The 21610-nt window shown below is 33.6% G+C and carries 11 protein-coding genes; 10 read left to right on the top strand and 1 reads right to left on the bottom strand.

What is annotated here, in order from left to right; genetic code table 11:
• Positions 1-266 precede the first annotated feature (266 nt).
• From EHE19_RS17635 to argS, 10 genes are all read left to right on the top strand, one after another.
• Positions 267-5213 (top strand): S-layer homology domain-containing protein, encoded by a 4947-nt coding sequence (locus EHE19_RS17635; RefSeq protein WP_137697414.1) that lies wholly within the window; start codon positions 267-269, stop codon positions 5211-5213.
• Between the two features lie 200 nt (positions 5214-5413).
• Positions 5414-9388, top strand: coding sequence for a fibronectin type III domain-containing protein (locus tag EHE19_RS17630; RefSeq protein WP_137697413.1), 3975 nt, complete (start codon positions 5414-5416; stop codon positions 9386-9388).
• Between the two features lie 18 nt (positions 9389-9406).
• Complete coding sequence (locus tag EHE19_RS17625; protein ID WP_137697412.1) at positions 9407-10261, top strand: S-layer homology domain-containing protein; 855 nt, start codon at positions 9407-9409, stop codon at positions 10259-10261.
• Positions 10262-10696: 435 nt separating this feature from the next.
• Positions 10697-11455, top strand: a complete 759-nt coding sequence (locus EHE19_RS17620; protein WP_137697411.1) for a YwmB family TATA-box binding protein — start codon at positions 10697-10699, stop codon at positions 11453-11455.
• Between the two features lie 35 nt (positions 11456-11490).
• Positions 11491-12756 carry a UDP-N-acetylglucosamine 1-carboxyvinyltransferase gene (gene murA / locus EHE19_RS17615; RefSeq protein WP_137697410.1) on the top strand — a complete coding sequence of 422 codons (1266 nt, stop codon included), beginning with the start codon at positions 11491-11493 and terminating at the stop codon, positions 12754-12756.
• A gap of 966 nt (positions 12757-13722) precedes the next feature.
• Positions 13723-14721 carry a stage II sporulation protein D gene (gene spoIID, locus EHE19_RS17610; protein ID WP_137697409.1) on the top strand — a complete coding sequence of 333 codons (999 nt, stop codon included), beginning with the start codon at positions 13723-13725 and terminating at the stop codon, positions 14719-14721.
• Positions 14722-14890: 169 nt separating this feature from the next.
• Positions 14891-15745: a M23 family metallopeptidase gene (locus EHE19_RS17605; protein ID WP_137697408.1), complete on the top strand. Its 855-nt coding sequence runs from the start codon at positions 14891-14893 to the stop codon at positions 15743-15745.
• Positions 15746-16173: 428 nt separating this feature from the next.
• Complete coding sequence (locus EHE19_RS17600) at positions 16174-17295, top strand: D-alanine--D-alanine ligase (protein WP_137697407.1); 1122 nt, start codon at positions 16174-16176, stop codon at positions 17293-17295.
• A 262-nt stretch (positions 17296-17557) separates the two neighbouring features.
• A complete protein-coding gene (locus EHE19_RS17595; RefSeq protein ID WP_137697406.1) occupies positions 17558-18025 on the top strand; it encodes a YwiB family protein in 468 nt (155 codons plus the stop codon).
• Positions 17988-19685 (top strand): arginine--tRNA ligase, encoded by a 1698-nt coding sequence (argS, locus tag EHE19_RS17590; RefSeq protein ID WP_137697405.1) that lies wholly within the window; start codon positions 17988-17990, stop codon positions 19683-19685. The genes EHE19_RS17595 and argS overlap by 38 nt, the downstream gene beginning before the upstream one ends.
• Before the next feature lie 86 nt (positions 19686-19771).
• On the opposite strand, the gene EHE19_RS17585 is transcribed toward argS, so the two are convergent.
• The gene (locus EHE19_RS17585) at positions 19772-21466 is read right to left on the bottom strand and encodes a methyl-accepting chemotaxis protein (protein ID WP_137697404.1); all 1695 of its coding nucleotides are present in this window, start codon (positions 21464-21466) and stop codon (positions 19772-19774) included.
• Positions 21467-21610: the final 144 nt, after the last annotated feature.

The raw sequence follows: 21610 nt of genomic DNA, 5'->3' as shown, positions 1-21610 counted from the left end.
TGCATTGATTAATGTGAGAAGTACTGCGATTAAGAACTAATAATTGAATAAGTAAAATATAAAAAATGCCCAATTTCACTTTGTGAGGTTGGGTATTTTTTATCCTACTTTCTTTACGATTTCTTTACAACTTTCCCGCAACTGTAAGTAAATAATGTTATAATGACGATATAAAATTAGCATAAAAATTGTTTCTTTAATATTTTATATGCGAAGGTTTTTGTCAACAAAATTGACTTTAGTAATTATACAATCGGGGGTATTTTATGAAGACTAAATTAAGACTAATATCTGCAGTTTTGATTTTAAGTATGATTTTCCCAATTTTTACGGGAATAATTCAGCCAGTATTTGCGGCTGATGTTGCGATAAAGGTTTACATAGATAGCTATAGCAAAAGTACAGGAGTTGTAAATATTCATTGGGATGCAGTTCCAAATGTGACTAGCGGTACTATTGAATATCATGTTCCAAGTGCTGTGGGTTATGATACTATCTCACTGCCTATTGATATAACCAAAAATTCGGCTTCAATACCTGGAATGCAAGCTGATATTATATATGACTTTAAAGTTTCACTGGTTAACAGCAGTGCACAAACATTTGTTGGAAGGTTGTATTTTTTACCTCAAGTTTCATTTTATGCTGAGCAGGTTGAGCAGCAGGCTGTAACAATACCTGGTGGTGGTGTAGAAACAGGTGATTATCCATCAATCAAGCTAAAATGGAATATTCCTCGAGTTTTTAATAATGCGACAAATACTATTCAATACGCTAACGAAAGTGCAGTGCTTTCACAAATAGATGGAAGTATTAGATATTTGAATTTCAGTGTAAACATTACAGGAGAATCATCGCTAGCAAATGTAATTTTGTCCATGGGTGATAACGGTTTATATACAGCTACTGTCTCAGGTGAAACACAAAATACAGTTTACTCTGATGTAAAATGGGATAGTTCCACTGGTCAGTGTTCATTTTATTTATTAGGTGTTAAAGATAAATTAACTATTATTCCTTCAAGAGATGACATCCTTATAAATGCAGTAAATCCGCAAACAGGATTGTCTACACTGCCACAGGCTATTGCTGTAGCAGGAGATAATCAATATGTTTTAGCTCATCAGGAAATACTTCCTGGTACAATTTATAAAATGAGCATGAACACATTATTTGTTGATAGTGATAAGAATTATGTAGGAGCTGTTGCGGACGGTTTGGCTGAAAATCCACTTTTAGGCTCCACAGACTATACATATACTCCAATAAGATTTCAATTGACTAAAGATACTTTTGACACCGTGTATGTACGTATATATCGTATTAATCAGGGTGGCGTTAATATGCCTAAACTTTATTATGAGGTTCAGACAAGCAATGTACCATCATCACAGGATACTAGCTGGACTAGAAGAAAAAAGCTGGATGACTCCTATTTTGATGGAGAATATGCAATAACAGGTATAGATGGTATCAACTCAAAAAACACTATTTATTACAGAGTAGTTGTAAAGTCTGACAGTGTTGCAGATAGAATACAATCTTTAAATCTAGCATATAAAATGCAGGATGATACTGCAAGACCTCCTGTACCAAAGAATATAAGAGTAATAGGTGTGGATTTGGCTATGCCAACTGCTGCCAGCGGTATTACTGATAATTCTTCTGATGTTACAATATCATGGGACAAACCAAGCAATTGGGATCAAATAAAGGGAAATCTTGCAAATGATATATATTTTCACTTCATGTTAAATATAGATGCGGAAGACCTTAATATAGTACCAACACCGTACTTGGAGGCTAACGGGAAAAACTATGGTATGTTTCCTGTTAAGTATAGACTGGTGAAATATATAAGTGCTAATTCACCTAATATCGATGATTCAGGAGACAAGTTGGTATATAAATTTAAAGGATTTGATCTGTTTAAAGGAGAAGATGAGAATGGTAATCCAATAACTATTCCAAATAATGAAAACTATCCTACATATTTTCTTCCAAACAAAACATATTATTTGCAAATGTATACAACAAAGGCTGTCAATAGAGGGGCTGCTTACGATAGCACTATAATGTCCGAGAAATCTTTAGTAACCAGCTTTACAACACTTACAACATCAGGCAGAGATGTTCCTATTCCAAGTACTCTTGAATGGGTTAATACTACTGTAAAACCTAGCAGTGTTACTGACCCTGCAGAAGCGACAGTGCAAATTAGATTTAACGACTTAGATATAGATTGGAGTAATTATACTACTAAGCATAGTGATAATGATGAAGTTATTTATGACTTATACATGAGTTACAGAACAGATCCAAGTTCATTTAAATTGATTGGAACAACCGATACAACAAGTGTTTTAGAGGATGTTGCCTTTACAAAGCAAAAATTAGGCAGTACAACTTGGGTATATGCTACAATCAATAAGTTTACTGCAAGTAATAGTGTTGCTTCCTTTGGATATTCATTAGCACCTAATACTACATATTATTTTATGGTAAAAGTAAGGCTAAAAATGGTAAATGAGCAGGAGGAAAGACAGTCAATACAAACAGTATTGCTGCCTATTACTACTCCTAGAGCAGGAGAACTTAAACCAGATGATACTGCTGAAAGACCATTGGCTCCAACAGATTTTTCTATTGCAACAGATGTTGATGGCAATCCAATGATTACTGGGCAAACTGTAACATTTGAGTGGACTGTTAATGAGAATGCAGCGCAATACAATCTTATAGCAACTTCAAAGAAAGTAGAGGCTGATACCTCAGACACTGATAGCAGTATTTTACTTGATTCCATATATCAAAGTTTTATTAAATCATTTGGAAACAAGGATAATAATATAGATAATAATGAATCAAAATTAACATTAAATCCTAATGTTGATCCTTTGCCAGCAAATTTTGAATATAACAGTGTAACAAAAAAATGCAGATATACTATAGACACATGGCTATATCCAAACAAAATTTATTACTTTACTATTAGAGCTGAAATTGTAAGTGCTTCAGGTACAAAAAGTAGTGTATGGGTATCAATTCCAGTAACTACATCACTAATTGAAAGCCCTTCAAATCTGCAAGTTGTAAACGACTGTGAATTAGCTTTCTATTGGTTTGATACTACTCCTGGAATGACAACTGACAATTATTCCATACTGCTGAAGAAATCCAATGAAAGCAATTATATCACACTTCCTAAGGCAGACTATAAAATAGTTAAGGACGAAAGTGTGTATTATGGTAGATTGTTTGAACTTAAGCCAGATACAACCTATGATATAAAGATCATAAGAATGACTAACAATGAAAACATTAGTAATCTCAGACTAAAAACAAGAAATGACTATTATGAAATAGACTTAAAATGGCAAGGCAATGCAATAGACGCATACTCTGGCTATGAGATTGCCATTAAAACTGCTGATGACAGCAATTATGCTGTATTGGATAACGATGTTGATTTAGAGAAGTATGTTGATATATCAACACATACTTATCCATATTATATTGAAAAACAGAACAGCCAGTTAAATACTAACTACTATACATATAATGCAAGAATAAAACTAGTTCCCACTATATTACCTGATGGGTCTGTGGAGCATTTACCTTTAAAACCTAATACAAGGTATTATATAAAGGTCAGAGCAGTTAAAACTGATTCCTCAAACTTATCAGCAGTTACACCTTCAAAATATGTGGGGCCTGTGGAGACTAGAACAGAGTTTAATCAAGATGACTATGACAAGGAAGATAAAAATACAAATGTAACTGCTAAATTCCTAGATTTGATTGAAAAGCTTGAACAGGAGCCTTACTGGGAAATTGGCTCCGGTAATGGAGTAACAAATAAAATATATGTTAGAGATGATAAAGTCAAGGACTTACTTGAACAGGCGGGTAGATTTACTTGTACAATAGATATATCTAATAGTCCAAGCTATATATATAAGGATGAGATTTATTTAGCAAAGGATATTCTAGATGCTATTAAGAGCAATGATAAAAGTGTGATAATTAAATGTAAGGATGTTGAATACACAATACGACCAGGTACCTTTGATACTGATAATATGAAGGAGTTTAAGAGTGCACTAGAGGGTGATGAAAAGACTAAAAGTGATGATGCTAAAGATGTATTCTTAAAACTCAATAATACTCAGAGCACAAGTGCTCAGCCAAGTATACCTGCAAATACTGCAATTGCATCGAAAATGAATGTCTTGTCTGCTCAGGCTGTTGCAAGCACAATGACAAATGATGCGATAAATGAACTAATCAAGAATCAACTGTATAATGATAAGACAGGGCTTGTTCAAAAAAAGGTGGATATCATAAAGAATCCAAATAATACCAAGACTCAAGGAAACGTTAAAGATTCAGAAGTTATGGAATATTTGAATAAACTCTATGATGAAGTAAAGAGTGAATTGTCATATTACTTAGAAGATACATTAGAAGGTGTGGGTTACAAAGAGGGTGTGCTTACTAAGACTTATAATATTTCAAAATTCAGTTCGCCATTAGGTGTAAGGATGCCTTATAAATCTGAATCAATTACAAATCCATATGTAGTGTATGGTAATTCTGCAAGCTGGCAGAAGCTGACACAGAATTTAAAACACGATGGTGGTTACTTAAGCTACTTTGTAAATAGCCCAGGAAAATATGTGGTTCTTTCTTTAAAGGATGTTTCGGCTACTGTTTCAAATGATAGTGCTGCTAAGCCTTATATAGCAAAGCTTGCAGCAAATTATGACTTGGCTGCTGTGTTCCCAGGAATAGAAACTTCCTTTAATTCAGAATTAAAAATAACTGTTAAAGAGAGTATTTTGTTGTATGAATTAATTGTAGAAACAACAGTTGATAAGCAAACTGATATTAAGACTAAAGCGAAAACATATGGAATTGATAAATTGATAAACATCACAAATGTTAATAGAAATATTACAAGGCAAGAGGCTGCTGCTATTATAATTAAGCTGTATTGTCTCAGGACAGGTGCCGATTACAATAAGCTAAAAGCTTCGTATAATAAAGCAATTAAGGATGACAAGGATATAGCTGAAAGATATGCAATTCCGGTTTATTTGAGTTTAAAAATGGGGTTGATGACTCTCGATTCCAGCAGCAGATTTTATCCTGCACAAGAAATTAACAGGGGACAGTTTGCAACAGTACTTCAGAAGATGCTGGAATTATAACGAGTCAAAAAAGTATCTCACTTCTGAAAGAGATTGCTACTACTTTGGTTTTTTGGGAAGTGAGAGATAACCTGACTCGTTGAAATACCTCTGATGTAATGAAATACGAATAAGTGGTAGATACTGCTTAGATATTTAAGCAGTGAGGGTATAACACTACTCGTTGAAATATGTAATCTACTTTAAGGAGAGTATGCATAATGAAAACAAACAGAATACTAGCAACAATAATGTTAGTAATATTTTTTATAACAACATATGGTACAAATTTAGCTTTAGGGGCTGAGCTTCCAGATCAACCTGCACCTAGTGGACTAGCTATTACTGCTTTGTATCCAAATGTTGAAAAGCCTATTGGCTATAGTTCTTCTGATGGAGGTGCGTCGGGCTTTTATGCTGATATTGGCTGGGCAGGGATTGATAATCCCCAAGGGATAACTGTTACAGGTAAGTATGTAAACATATATCTGCAAGAGTCACCAAAGGGCTATAGGTCCGCAAGGCCAGTATTCTTAAAGGAAAAGGATTTGCCTGCAGGTACAACCCCCATAAGAATGAGAAACTTAAATTCAGGTACAGTTTATACTGCAAATGCTAAAGCATATTATACATATATAGATGCACTTACTGATAATACAATGAAGTCTCCTGAGTCGGCTAGTTCAAATACCGTCAAATTTTTAACTGATATCAATGTACAATGTGAAACCACTGGTACCAACAAATTCAAAATAACATGGGATGATGTTTGGAATGATGGTAAGCGAATTAATTATAAGCTATATGTATCAGAAAATGCTGATTTTACAAATACTTTGCCAATACATATAACTAAGAATGAAATTGGACTAAATGGACCAGTTTTTGTAAATGAGTCAGAAGGAAAGCTAACATATGAACATAAAGTAAATGATGCAGGAAGAGTTTATTATGTAAAAATAGTACCTGATCTTACTGATTCAGAAATAATAAGAACACAAGACCCTACAACTGTTTTAGTTAGTACATATATTTTAGCAAAAACAACAAAGATGGCTATAACTGATGCTGGAGTTATATGGAAGTTAGATTGGAGCCCTGTTGTAACAGGTATCTCCACTTCAGATGTTAAGGTATCTTATCAGATTGACAAATTTATAGGAAATGTTCCTATACCTATGCTTATAGAAGAAAGTACATCAACCTTTATTACAGTGCCGCTAGGTGAAGAAGTAAGCTATTACTTAATAAGAGCAACTGTAACTAAAGATGGACATAATTTGTATCCTGACAGTGTTAGTATTGTATCTGATAAAATAACTCTTCAGGATGAAAAGGTGTCATCAACACCAGCCATGCCTGAGATAGTATCTGAATTCGTGGATTCGGCTGGTAATGTAATAATTTCATATGCGGACATTCTTAATGTAGATAATACAGTTAAAATAAAAGGTGAACTTGGTACAAATACAGCTACAGTGCTTTGGAGAGTACCCAAAAAAGCAGATGGAACTATTGATATGGATGTTTTGTACGATATTTGGTTAATAGAAGATCCTAACACAATAGATGAGCCAAAAACAGATACACTCATTCAGTCATCCTTTACACCAGGAGAAACAAATTATGTAATGGATGCTGCTGATAATAATAAAGTTATTGGTTATAAGTATAAGCTTGAAGGACTAACTGCAAATCACACTTACTATTTCAAAATAGTGGCAAAGAAATATTTTGCTGAAAAGATTGACGATGTTATTCAGAATGTAGAACATGCATCAGCTCCAGCATTGAAGGTTATTATTACTTTGCCGGGCGGAGCAATTGACACTCCTTTGATTCCATCAAATCCTCCTCTTCAAATAAGGAAGAAGATTGATGGAGTTAGCGACATGATTACAGATAAAAGTGTAACTATTCAATTAAAAAATAGATGGTATGAAATTTTTGATACGGTTACAGGGGAGTGGTCATATGATGATCAGAAGTCAAGAGCCGATAAAACATCATTAAATGATACACCTCCGTATAATCCAGTGACAACACCACCTGATAATATAACATACAGAAAGGTGTCCTATGGTGATGGAGTTACATTATCTGTAGGCTGTCAGGAATATTATGAGGGTATAGATATTACAACAATTGACAACTATGCACTTGAAGGTGTTTCAACAGCCCCAAATGATGAAAGGGAGGATGCAACCTTAAATGCTCCTGATAATATTCCTTCCGATACTGTTCCACCAATATACTCCAAGCACAATATAGTAATACCTGTAAATGATTTGAAACCAAATACAACATATATTCTATGGGTAAGAGCCGTAAGAGATGGAGAGCCAGATTTGATTTCAGATACTTCAAATCCTATAATATTTACTACATTGCCATCTCCAACACAGATAGTTGAAAAGCCAATAGTACCTAACTTTAACTATACGTATGCTTCTGATACATACATAGATTTAGGATGGGAATTGGTGGATGGAAACACTTATTATATCAAATATGGAACGGTGGACAACCCTGAAAAAGCTGGTCCTGTAATTACAGTCACTACAGAACAAATAAAAAATTCAGGTGTTGATTATATACGAATTCCTGGACTAAAACCAGATACATTATATTATTTTTGGATTCAGGCAGAAGCCTTCAGCCAAGATATGACAGAAAGCAAGAAGTCAGAGTGGAGTGATTCGCTTCCAGTAAAAACTTTAAAGGATATTCCTCCTACTACACCAAGGGGATTTGGAACAAGTGATAAAACTAAAAATAGTATTACCTTTGAATGGATACAGGAGGATAACCTTGAATACATTCTGGAGGTTGCAAGTGGAATAGACTATAATGATGTGAAGCAATACAAAGTTGGAGCAGTATCTGAGTACAAGGTAGATGGACTAAAATCCAATTTCAGATATTTTGCTAGATTATATGCATATGACCCTGCTAAAGACTTAATATCTCAGCCAACTCAGAGCATAAGTGTTAGAACCTTAAGAAGCAGTGATGATTATGATTCTGACCAGGATGTGGATAATGTTATAGGTGGTGAATTTATTGATAAGGCACCAAAGGTTGTTGGCGGAACATGGACTGTAAAGATAGTAGGAGTTAATGCCGACAGACTCATTCAGGTTATGAATACTGACAACAAGCTCGATTACATTGTAGATGTATCAGAGCCGCCTTCAAAAGCAGACTATATTGCTATTTATGTGTCAAAAAAGGTATTTGATAAGCTTGAACAGTTAAAGGAGAATATTTCATTTAAAACATCAACAGTAACCTATGACTTAAAAGCAGGGATACTAGCAAATGTTATTACTGAGAATACGCTGTCAGAGCAGGTTTATATATTCAATATAACATTGCAGCCTAGTAAGCCAGCATCAAAGGCAAATGAATTACTTCTCAAAAAACAATTAGCAAAAATGGAAGTTACACTTGATACTGGCAATGGTATCATTGAAATATCGGAGTTTAACACACCGTTAGTGGTGAATTATCCATATACTATTATGAATGATTATGTAGAAGGAAAGACAGCAGGATATGTGTTTAATCCAAAGATACAGAACTGGGAGAAACAGACTTCCTGGAATAAATATGATCCTGACAATCAATCTGGAGTAATTAGTTTTAATTCTAAGACATCAGGAATATTTGCAGTAGCTGATAAGACCACTAGCATTTTTGATGACATATACGGTCATGAATATGAATCTTCTATAATAAACGTAGCTTATCTTCACAAGCTAAAAAGTGTTTCAGGCAGAATGTTTGAGCCTGATGAAGAAGCAACTTTGGGTGATGCAGTAAAATTGATTTTTGACACTTTGGAATACCAGTATGGCAGTGAATATATGGAATCGGCTGTTAAGGCTGGTTTTATAAAGGGAGGCAAATATGCAGGAACAGTATGCTCAAGACAAGAGGCTGCAGCAATGGTAACTGTTCTATATGAAATAAAGACTGGTGAAAAGGTTAAGGCTGAGGATGATATAACTTCAAGCTATAGTGACTACAACAAAATTGACAAGAATTTGTTGGATAAGGTTACTTTTGCAGTTGAAAATGGTTTTATACCAAATTCCTCATCAAGTAAGCTAAATCCAACAGGTGCAGTAACAAGAGGAGAACTCATGTACATGATAGAAAAAGCATTGGCGCTTGCTGGTGAAATTGAGTAGAACCAAATGGAGGAACCAATGAAAAAGCATTCAAAAAAATACATTACAATTTTAATAATATCACTGCTGCTTTCAGCTTTTTCAAGTCAAGGTGTTTTGGCAAATGGTGTGAGAGTAACAACTGAGCATATTAACGCTAAATACAAAATTACTCTCACCAGCCAAGAAAAGGGCAAAGGAGTTAAAATAATTGCATTTAGTCCTTCTAATGGCAAAACTATAAATGTTACATATGCCTTTGACAGTAAAGCAGCTGCTTCGGCTTCATTTGATATTAACGAAGCAATGGTTATTGCTCCCTTTAGAGTTATAACTACAAATACAGATGATTTAAACTATAGACCCTTCACGGACATACTAAACACAGAGGCTGACAGTTATATACGTCATCTGCATGATATAGGAGTGACTAATGGATTCTCAGATGGAACCTTCAAACCGCAAAATACTTTAACAAGAGCAGAAGCAGCGGTAATGCTAGCCACAGCTCTAAATTTAAAGTTGGATAGCAATGCAGATTTGAGCAAAAAATTTAAAGATGCTGATAAACATTGGGCTAAAAACTACATTGCTGCTGTAAGCGAGAAGGGCATAATGAGCGGATTTGATGATAAAACCTTTAGACCAAACAATAAAATAACTGTTGCAGAGGTTTGCACAATAATAAGTAAGTCATTTAAATTCAAAACAACATCAAAGGGTGTATACACGAAACTCAAGAAAAATCAGTGGTATTCAGCATATGTCCAAAATATTTTTAATTTGCAAATTTTAACACCAGAGGACAGCATATATAAAAACTTTAATGAGACCAGCAATATTTCAAGAGGCAATTTTGCAATAATGCTCAGCAGGGCGCTTTCAACATATTGAAAATTATAAAAAATGTTTAAACAACTAAATAACTCGGCTTTCCATTAATAAGTTTATAAACATACAATAAACTAGGAAATTGAGGAAATAAAAAAACAACTTCAGATTACACGAGGTTGTTTTTTTATTAAAATTATTTAAATTTTCAGTTAAAAATGAGTAATTTTGATGATTTATATTATCAATTTTTGGATTTTTTGGCGTGTAATCTTGATATACCGCATTTAGCTAAGTTATTAACTTTTTTTATCAATTTTATCATGTATACTACGTTTTTAATAAGGTAATAATCATAGTATCAGCTAAAAAAAGTTTTTAACATAATTAATTTTGGAGTTTCAAAATTTTTATCAATGCGGAGATAGCTTTAAAAAAATAGCCTACCTCCTCGAAGTTTAAACAATAATTATATGCCTGAGTGGCGTGGAGGGTAGTATGAAAAAAATAAACTTTATTCTTATTTTTATTGGACTTATACTTGTTTCTGTTATTGCTGGAACTATATATTACATAGGAATACAAAAAGAAACAAATGAACAAGATGTATCAATTATAGATGTATTTAACTCATCTGGTGCAAAGATGATTGTAAATGAAATGTATTTTTTTTCTAGAGCAACTGATGACTATAAAGATTTAGATGCTTTATCAAAAGTATGTGAAGATGTATTTAATGCCATAGAAATTAAGAATTTTTCAACCAATTCAACTAGTACGGACAATTTGCTGAAAAAAGAGATATTAGGCTCTACTAAAGATGGGGTAAAAGTATCAGCTATGGCAAGTATTGTAGGGAATAATTCCGATGCAGGAGATAAATATATAACTATAGATGCAACTGGAACAGAAAAAGTAAATGCTTTATTTCTTAGGGAAAAAGTAGAAGATATATTTAATAAGCATGGATTAGATGTAACAGTAAATTCATGTATAACCGGAACTTACGATGGAAATGTTGAGGATACTCAGCTAGAAAAGATTTGTAGAAATATATTAAATGAAAGTGATGCGGAAAAGGTAGATAGTAAAAGATTTGAAAATGTAATTAGTGTTTCGGCTTTTTCACCAGTAATGAAAGATAAGTTAAGCATTAACGGAAAAAATGTAAACTTGAGTATAGCTATCAGATATAACAAACAGGAAGACAAAACCTATTTGTGGGTGGCTACGCCTATAGTGAATACTGAGTATTAAAGCAATAAAAATCTAAAATGAAAGGAAGAGCTCATTTGGCTAAATATATTATCAGCGAAGGTGTGCCTTTAAAGGGTAGAATTAAAGTAGATGGAGCAAAGAATTCAGTTCTTCCAATAATAGCGGCATCTCTGTTAGGAGAAACAAAAAGTATTATTGAAGAGGTACCAGATTTAAATGATGTAAAAATAATGTGTGATTTAATAAAATCACTAGGAGCTGAGGTTGAACCTCTAGGAAAAAAATCTATTGCATTTCATCTTAGAGATATAACTAATTCAACAGCTCCATATGAGCTCGTAAATAAGTTAAGAGCTTCATTTCTTGTAATGGGTCCGATGCTAGCTAAAACAGGTTTTGTAAGAGTTGCTTTACCTGGAGGATGTGCTATAGGCTCAAGACCAGTTGATTTACATTTAAAAGGTTTTACAGCACTTGGAGCAGAAATTACTCAAGGACATGGTTATGTAGAGGCTCGGAAAACTACAAAAAAGCTTATTGGAAATAAGATATATTTAGACTTTCCAAGTGTCGGGGCAACTGAAAATATTATGATGGCTGCTGTTTTAGCGGAAGGCCAGACTAGTATTGAGAATGCTGCTATTGAGCCGGAAATTGTTGATTTAGCAAGCTATTTAAATGAGATGGGAGCATGTATTAGAGGTGCAGGCACAGATACAATTCGAATCGAGGGTGTTGAAAAACTATATGGATGCACTCATACTGTAATTCCTGATAGAATAGAAGCAGGAACATATATGGCCGCTGCTACTATTACACATGGAGAAGTAATAATTGATAATGTTGTACCTGATCACTTGAAGCCAATAATTGCTAAACTCAAAGAAATAGGTGCTGAGATTGAAGAGGACACATCATCTGTATCTGTAAAAGGGAATTGTGATTTAAAAGCAATAGATCTTAAAACACTTCCTTACCCAGGCTTTCCTACAGACATGCAGGCGCAAATGACGGCATTACTTAGTTGCACTTCAGGCACTAGTATTGTAACAGAAACAATTTTTGAAAACAGATTTATGCACGTTAGTGAATTGAAAAGAATGGGTGCTAATATTAAGATTGATGGCAGAACGGCTGTAATAGAAGGTAAGAAATATTTGACAGGAGCAAGTGTAAAAGCAACAGACTTGCGTGCAGGAGCAGCACTTGTTCTAGCTGGATTAGCTGCTGAAGGTGCAACAGAGATTAGTGAAATTCAACATATTGACAGAGGCTATTGTGCGCTGGACGTGAAACTAAGATCTTTAGGAGCTAAGATTGAAAGAGTGGAAGATAATTAATAAACCAGCAATATTTAAACAAACAGTATTAACTCATAAAAAAACTCCCTAATGAATATACATTAAAAAAGATATTTGTTAGGGGGTTTTTTAATATTCAGAGTGATTGTAATATTAATAAATTAGTTCAACTTTCCCACCACAAAAATCTATCGGTGTTTAAGCTTACCAATGGCTTATTGACGAAATAATTGCTTGAATTAGTAATGGTTTATCTTCAGTATTTTAGCCGCCCATCAATATTCACCATCCATGGTTCATTGAGTGTGACGGCAAAAATACATAGAGCTTGCTGAATAATTAAACATAAATGAATACCACCTTTTATAGTTCATTAATTTCAAATACTCTTATTAATACAGCAAGCTTTACTCACCAACTAATTCATGCAATTATTTCTAATCCAACTTTCCATTGATAAGTTTAACACCTACGATTTTTCAATTGAGGAAGTTGAATAAATTAACTGAAACTCGGCATTAAAAAATATATTTGAGTTTGAATTATATAAATAATTCATGCCGTTATTCTGATCTACTTCCTAATGAAAGGTCGTCGAGTCAAACATTTGGTTTAATAATGGCTTATTGTGCAAGTAAACTTATCTTATGAAATTTTTACTTTTCATTTGATAATGCTGTCACACCTAATAATATTAATATTTAAGCAATATGTTTAACTTCGACGTTTGAATTATTAACTCAAACTTTGTTTACTCTCAGTTTTTTGGGGCTGCACAACGAATAGAGTCTTCATAATTTGAATTTTCAATCGTGAAAGTTGAGTAAATAATATTTTTCTATTCTAAATTCCACAAAAGAATTTTCATAAAATATTTAAAAATTAATTATGAAATACAAAAACTCCCGAAAAGTTAATGGCTATTGACAAGAAAATTTCTTGATAACCATTAAAGAAATTATTTCGTCTGTAAAGTTTTATTTGAATAACAAAAGGGAGGCTGGAATGAAGAAACTTATCGGCTATGTTTTTTTGATGCTCATAATTGTTGTAGTTATACCTTTAGTTATAGTAAAAAATATTGATGTGGTAACAGCTCCAGAGGAAACTATCATTGAAAAGGAAGGCATTACAATTAATGTATACATGAATGATCAAAAGAAAGTAGTTGCAATGAAACTAGAGGAGTATTTGATAGGAGTATTAGCAGCTGAAATGCCAGCATCATTTGAAATAGAAGCTTTGAAGGCGCAAGCAATTGCTGCTAGAACTTACGCTTTAGGACGAGCAACGAGGCTTTATGGCTCAAATATAGATAAAGCCCATAACGGAGCGGATGTGTGCATCGACCCAGGACATTGTCAGGCATGGATTAGTAAAAACACTGCAATGGATAGGTGGGGATTTCTTGCTTCCTTCAGATATTGGAATAAAATTTGTAAGGCTGTAAGTGATACTCAAGGAAAGGTTTTGGAATATAACAATGTACTTATAAATCCATTATTTCATTCAAATAGTGGTGGACACACTGAAAATGTAGAAGATGTATGGGCGGGTACTGCAGAACCCTATCTAAGAGGAGTAGAAAGCATTGGTGAGGATACATTCAAAGAATATAAAAGTGAGGTTATATTAGAACCGCAGCAAATGATTAAGATACTGAAAGAATATAGCCCTAAAATAGAATTAAATCAGGAAGATATATTGTCAAATATAAAAATACATAAATACTCTTCAGGGAATAGAGTAATCGATATGGAAATTGGAAATATTAATATGAAAGGTACAGAATTTAGAAAATTATTTCAGTTAAAATCAACAAATATGAAATTTGCTCAGCTACCAGATGGTAAGATTTCGATAACAACAATTGGTTATGGTCATGGAGTTGGTATGAGCCAATGTGGTGCTAATTATCTTGCTAAGAGTGGAACTAGCTGTGAAGATATTTTAAAACACTATTATAAAGGAGTTGAAATAAACGATTTTACTATGCTGGAGTAGATTAGTTATTAATTTATTTAATTTTTAACTCAAAACAGCATGAGACAAATGAATAAAACCAAATATATTTAGACTTAAAATTTAGAAAAAAGATAAAACAATTCCACCTTCATTATGTATATTGTTGGTATTAAAGGAAACAATATTTAATGGAGGTGGAATATATATTATGAAGAAACTTATTCCAGACGAAAAAAATTGGAAAAACAAACTGACTAAATTCTTTAATAATAAAGGATTCTATATAGTTTTAGCAGTTTGTATATTAATTGTGGCAGCAACGGCAATATATGTAGCAACGCAGAATATGAACTCACCTGATACCAGTCTGAATGACCCCGCACAGCTCATTCCTGGTGAAGCAAATTTAGAAGATGAATCAGGAGAACAGGCAAAAGCTGTTGCTGGTAGTGTTAGTAATACTGATATAGCAAATCAGTCGACAGTTGCAGAGCAATCAACACCTGCAAACGCAACTGCAAGTGCTCCTGAAAAGGATAATGAAAAAGCTAATGACAAAGCAAATGAGGAGACATCTCCAAAGGCTAAAAGTGACAATGCCGCTGTAAAGTCTACTCTAAAATTTGACAGACCTGTTGATGGTGCTATAATGAAAGACTTTACTAGGGATGTAACCACTTTTTCTGAATCTAAAACTTTAGGCGACATAAGGGCACATAAAGGACTTGATTTCAAGGTTGAAAAGCTTACAAAAGTAAGAGCAGTCGCAGATGGGACAATAAGTCTAGTAGAGGATAATGCAAATGGTATTACTGTTGAAATATCCCACGGGACAGATGGCTTGGTTACTAAGTATGCTGGTCTATCGAGGCAAGGCCTAGAGGACATATGCTGTGGCTTAAAGGTTAAAGCTAATGAAATAATTGGACTTGTGGGAGATCCTATTCAGAGTGAATGTGAGGATGGTGCGCATCTCCATTTTGAAGTTTTGAAGAATGGTAAATCAGTTGACCCTGTACCATACTTAAGATCAACCTCAGAAAAAACTGATAAAGAGAAATAATACAAATAAATTAACTCAACTTAGTGGTTTTTAAAGATTTGTAAAGCGGTGATATTAAGCTGGGAAGGTAAGGAATAACTGTTTGTTTAATGTAATAGAATTATGGTAAGAAAATGACAGAGTGATGTTATGAATACATGTTGAAACTTGATTTTGAATCATGTAAGATGGCAAAAAGTATCTTATCAATACTGCAAGTGATTTTGTGTAAATGCTTAATATTACTGCTTTACAATTTAAAATTTGAAAGTGGAAGTTGATAAAATTAATTAAGACATATTACAAGAATACCAGGGAATTTAGTTTACTAAATACTCTGGTATTCTTGTATAATTAGTACTTAAATAGTAAAATGTAAAATATAATTTAATGGATATTTAAATTTTTCAAAATTTTGTGCCTATAATGGACGTGGAGGTTGTTATACAATGTCAAAAAAAAGAGTGGCTGTTATATTTGGAGGTCAATCATCTGAGCATGAAGTATCTAGGGTATCAGCTCAGTCAGTTATAGAAAATATAGATAAGCAAAAGTATGATGTTGTTATGATTGGAATTACAAAGGAAGGACAGTGGCTTACATATGAAGGTGAAACAGATAAAATTGGCAGTGGAGAGTGGCAGGCAATTGCTCAACAAAAGCTTTTAGCACAAAAAGAAATGTCAACATCTTCATCTACGTTGGAAATTGTTCCGAATAATTCTGCTAAAAAAATAATTTGTGACAATAATAACAAAATAGACGTTGTTTTTCCGGTATTACATGGTTGCAATGGAGAAGATGGCACTATACAAGGACTTTTCGAACTTGCACAGATTCCATATGTTGGCTGTGGAGTGTTAGGATCTGCGTTGGGAATGGATAAAGCATATACAAAGATAATGTTTGAGAAGGAAGGTTTGCCTCAGGGAGACTATCTTGTATTTAGCAGAAAGCAGATATACAATGAGCAAGAGGATGTAGTTCGAAAGGTAGAAGAAAGACTTACCTATCCTTGTTTCGTAAAACCCTCTAATGCTGGCTCATCTGTTGGTGTAAATAAAGCTGGAAACAGAGAAGAACTGATAAATGCACTTATTATTGCAGCAAAGAATGATAGAAGAGTTCTTGTAGAAGAATTTATTGATGGCAGAGAAATTGAGTGTGCAGTATTAGGAAATGATAACCCAATTGCCTCTACAGTAGGAGAGGTTGTGCCGTGTAAGGAATTTTATGATTATGAAGCAAAATATCAAGCAGGTGATAGTTCCAAAGTAACGATACCTGCTGAAAATCTTGATTCAGAAACAGTTGAGAAAATCAGAGAGTATGCTGTTAGAGCATTTAAGTGCCTTGATTGTGCTGGCTTATCAAGAGTTGACTTTTTCGTACATAAAAAGACAGGACAGATTTATATAAATGAAATTAATACTCTGCCTGGATTTACAAAGATTAGTATGTATCCAAAGCTATGGGAGAAAAGTGGTATATCTTATCCTGAATTAATAGATAAGCTTATAGAATTAGCTTTTGAAAGGTTTAATGACTGTGAAAGAGAGTTTACTAATTAACTTAATTCTCCACATAAAAAAGTCTATTTATGATCAAGCTTAACAATGGTTGTTGTTATAAAATTGTTATATAATAAACAATATTTTTAAGAGATTATTTTATTTGATAAGTCACCGAATACATACTGTCTTGTAAGGAAATCTGAGTATAAAATTATACTAATGTAATAGCTTTTTTAAAAATATATTTAAAAAATTGGTATCAAATGTTATTATATTACTGATTCAAGATATAAAATACGAAGATTACAGGAGGAACCCTATGAGTAAAGATGTTATAATCAACGTGAAGGGTACTCAGATTGACACAAGCAGTGATACTAATACTCTTGAACTTATAACAGAGGGGAAGTACTATCAAAAAGGGAATAATTACTATATAACCTATAAAGAGAGTGAAGTGACAGGTATGCTTGGAACTACTACTACTTTAAAGGTTGGTGACGGTGTTGTTACACTGATGAGATTTGGGAAAGTTAATTCACAATTTGTTTTCCAAAAGGGACAAAAGCATGTATCTTCTTATGAAACAGAGTATGGGATTTTTACTATAGGTGTTTATGCTGAAAATGTGGATATAGATATTAATGATGTAGGTGGAGAAATAAGTGTTGGATATCAGATTGAAATTGATAATCAATGCGCTGGAAAAAATAATTTTTATATGCAAATAAGAGAGGCAGGATTGGCAAATGAAAAACATATCAGAGGAAATTCGCCAACAAATTAAAACTGTTGTGCGTAGTGCTATTAACCAAGCTATAAAAAGTGAGGAATTACCCTCATTAGAAATTAAGGATATCTTAATAGAGGTTCCAAGAGAAAAGGGACATGGTGATTTTTCAACAAATATTGCAATGCAAATAACTAAACTTGCAAAAAAAGCGCCTAGGCAAATAGCAGAAACAATAATTAAAAACATGGATTTAAAAGATACTTATATTGAGAAAGTGGATTGTGCTGGACCAGGGTTTATTAATTTTACATTAAAAACTAAGTATTTATACGATACATTAGAAATTATTGCTGAAGAAAAAGAGGATTATGGACACATAAATATAGGAAATGGCAAAAAAGTAATGGTTGAATATGTAAGTGCCAATCCAACAGGTCCCCTTCATATGGGTAATGCCAGAGGAGGAGCTCTAGGTGACTGTATTGCAAGCGTACTTGCTGCCGCTGGATATGATGTTACAAGAGAGTATCTAATAAATGATGCAGGTAATCAAATAGAAAAATTCGGAAAATCTCTTGAAGCTAGATATATTCAGTTAATTAAAGGTGAGGATGCTATCGAATTCCCTGAGGACGGATATCAAGGTGAAGACATTACTGAGCACATGAGGGAATTTATTAAAGTTAATGGGGATAAGTATATAGATGTTGATTCCGAGGAAAGGAAGAAGGTATTTGTTGAATATGCTCTGCCTAGAAACTTAGAGGCAATTAAAGAAGGTCTTGAAAGTTATGGAGTTAAGTTTGATGTATGGTTTTCGGAACAGACTTTGCATAAGAGCAATGAAGTAGCTGAGACGTTGCAGCTTCTTAAGGACAGAGGCTGTACAGTAGAACATGATGGGGCATTGTGGCTTAAAGGCTCTGTAATTGGAAGTGACAAGGATGAGGTTTTAGTTAGAAATAATGGAGTACCTACGTACTTTGCAGCAGATATTGCTTATCACAGAAACAAGTTTGAAACTAGAGGCTTTGATTGGGTAATAAACCTATGGGGAGCAGATCACCATGGACATGTGGCACGAATGAAGGCATCAATGGCTGCTCTTGGTATTAATCCGGACAAGCTTGATGTAGTGTTATTCCAATTGGTACGTTTATATAGAAATGGTGAAGTTGCAAGAATGTCAAAGAGAACAGGAAAGTCAATTTCATTGATGGATTTGGTTGAAGAAGTAGGTCGAGATGCAGTAAGATTTTTCTTTAATGCAAAAGCGTCAGGAAGCCATTTGGACTTTGACCTTGATTTGGCAGCAAAGCAATCCAGTGAAAATCCTGTTTTCTATGTGCAATATGCTCATGCGAGAATTTGCAGTATGCTCAAACTCATAGCTAGTGAGGGAGTAACTGTTCCAGATATAAAAGATGTAAATCTTGAACTGCTCAAGGAAGAAGAGGAACGTGAATTAATTAAAAAGCTATCTGAGTATCCAGATGAGGTTAGAATATCAGCTGAAACTCTTGAACCAAGCAGATTGACAAGATATGTACAGGATGTGGCTTCTTGCTTCCACAGCTTCTATAATGCATGTACAGTTAGAGGCAAGGATGAGAGTCTAATGAAGGCTAGACTTATATTGGTTGACTCTACAAGAACAGTAATTAAAAATGTATTGGATTTATTGAGCATTAGTGCTCCTGAGAGAATGGAATAAAAGTTATTTATATAAAAACTCAAACATCACATGAAGTTAATTTGTGCGATGTTTGAGTTTTTAATGGCATTTTACTGATTTTTATTCTATATTTTAAATTTCAAAACATAATTTTTAAGATTGTCTGAAGACTTCTTTGAGTTCTCAGATAGCCTGAGAACCTCAGAACTTTCATTAATTATATCTGAAGCACGTGTCGCTATGTTTGATGCACCTTCAGCACTTTCGTTTGCTGAAATAGTAACTTCATTTATTGCCTTTACCATATTACTTATTGATAATAAGAGTTCCTCAGAAGTATAACGGAAATCCATAACTAAATTATCTATTCTCACTGCATCGTTACTATATTGCTCACTTGAATCAACCTGACTATTATAGTCATTGATTACTGTGTCTTCAATAAAGGCTAATATCTTTTGTGAACATGATACTAGGTTTTCAACTGCATCAAATACATTTTTGGTAACTCCTTGTATTTCACTGACTGTTTTCTTTGAATCTTCAGCCAGCTTTCTTATTTCGTCAGCAACTACAGCAAAGCCTCTGCCAGATTCTCCAGCACGTGACGCTTCAATAGCTGCGTTTAACGCTAATAGGTTGGTTTGTGAAGTGAGTAGCATAATAGCATCTGACAGATGATTAATTTGTTCAATAGATTTTGCCTGCTCAATAGCCGTTGTCAGTTCTAGATTAGTTGTCCTATAAATATTATAAGCATGGTCTTTTGATTCTTTAGCTGCTGTTTTTAATGTTATTGCTCGTGTACTAATATCCTTAGCGGCAAAAGAGGTTTCTTGTGCCTTTTTAGCGATATTTTCTACTGCTGCTTCAATTTCTGTTGAGGTTGCATTCATCTCTTGCATGGTTGATGCTGTTTGCTGCATACAGGCGGATAGCTGCTCTGTAGTAGCAGAGACATCTTCAATATTTCCATTCAAAGATGAAATGCTTTTGTTGGTCTGTTCTAAGGAATTATCAATATTAGTTGACTCTTTGATAATAGTCATAATAATATTTCTGATAGATTCCTGTACAGTATTTGTGGCTCTGGAAATTTGTCCTATCTCGCTTGTTTGTTTTTGAGCATCTTCAGAAATTTTACTACTAAAATCACCCTCTGAAAACTTATTTAAATGGGTATTTATTTCGATTATAAACTTTGACAGTCTACTACCAATAAGGTAGGCAATTAGTGCACCAATAATCAGTCCTACAAATATTACAAAACTAATTGTAACTACAATTCCCAGGATTTGATTGTCAACAGTAGTTTTTTCAATGCCAGAAAACCACATGCCTACTATTTCACCATTATCATTTTTTAGTGGGGTGTAAAATGTAAAAGCCTTTTTATCGGCTACTAATGCTTCACCATGATAGTCTTTGCCTTCCTTAAGTACAGTATTAATAACTGCATCGGATGCTTTTGTTCCTACTGCTCTCGTTCCATCACTCAACAGAACACTTGTTGAAACACGAGTATCCATCATAAATATTGTAGCTAAATATCCACTACTTTCAGTTATGGAATCAACTAATTCTGTAGAATCATTGATCTTTTGATTCCCTTTATAGAGAATATTGTCCTTGATATTCCATTCCCCAGGTACATTTCTATCGAAAAGTGCAAGAGAAAGTTCTGCATTGGATTGTATACTTTTTTGAAAATTTTTTGTAATAGCACTTGGTACTTTAATGTAGACAACGAGGGAAATAGCAAGTGCAAAAAGAAGCAAAATAGAGGTGTAAGATAAAACTAGCTTTAACTTGATTTTCATATAGTCCTCCTTTATGATGTGGCGTTTAATGTACAAATATGTTAAAATTATCTAATTATTTACATAGATTACATTAATATTATATAATATTACAAATAATACGTAAATTAACAAATTAGTAAGTTTTAAAAAATTTAAATACAT

Origin of the sequence: Ruminiclostridium herbifermentans (assembly GCF_005473905.2) — a bacterium.
Taxonomy (GTDB): Bacteria; Bacillota; Clostridia; order Acetivibrionales; family DSM-1351; genus Ruminiclostridium; species Ruminiclostridium herbifermentans.
This window is presented reverse-complemented; position numbering and strand designations above follow the sequence as displayed.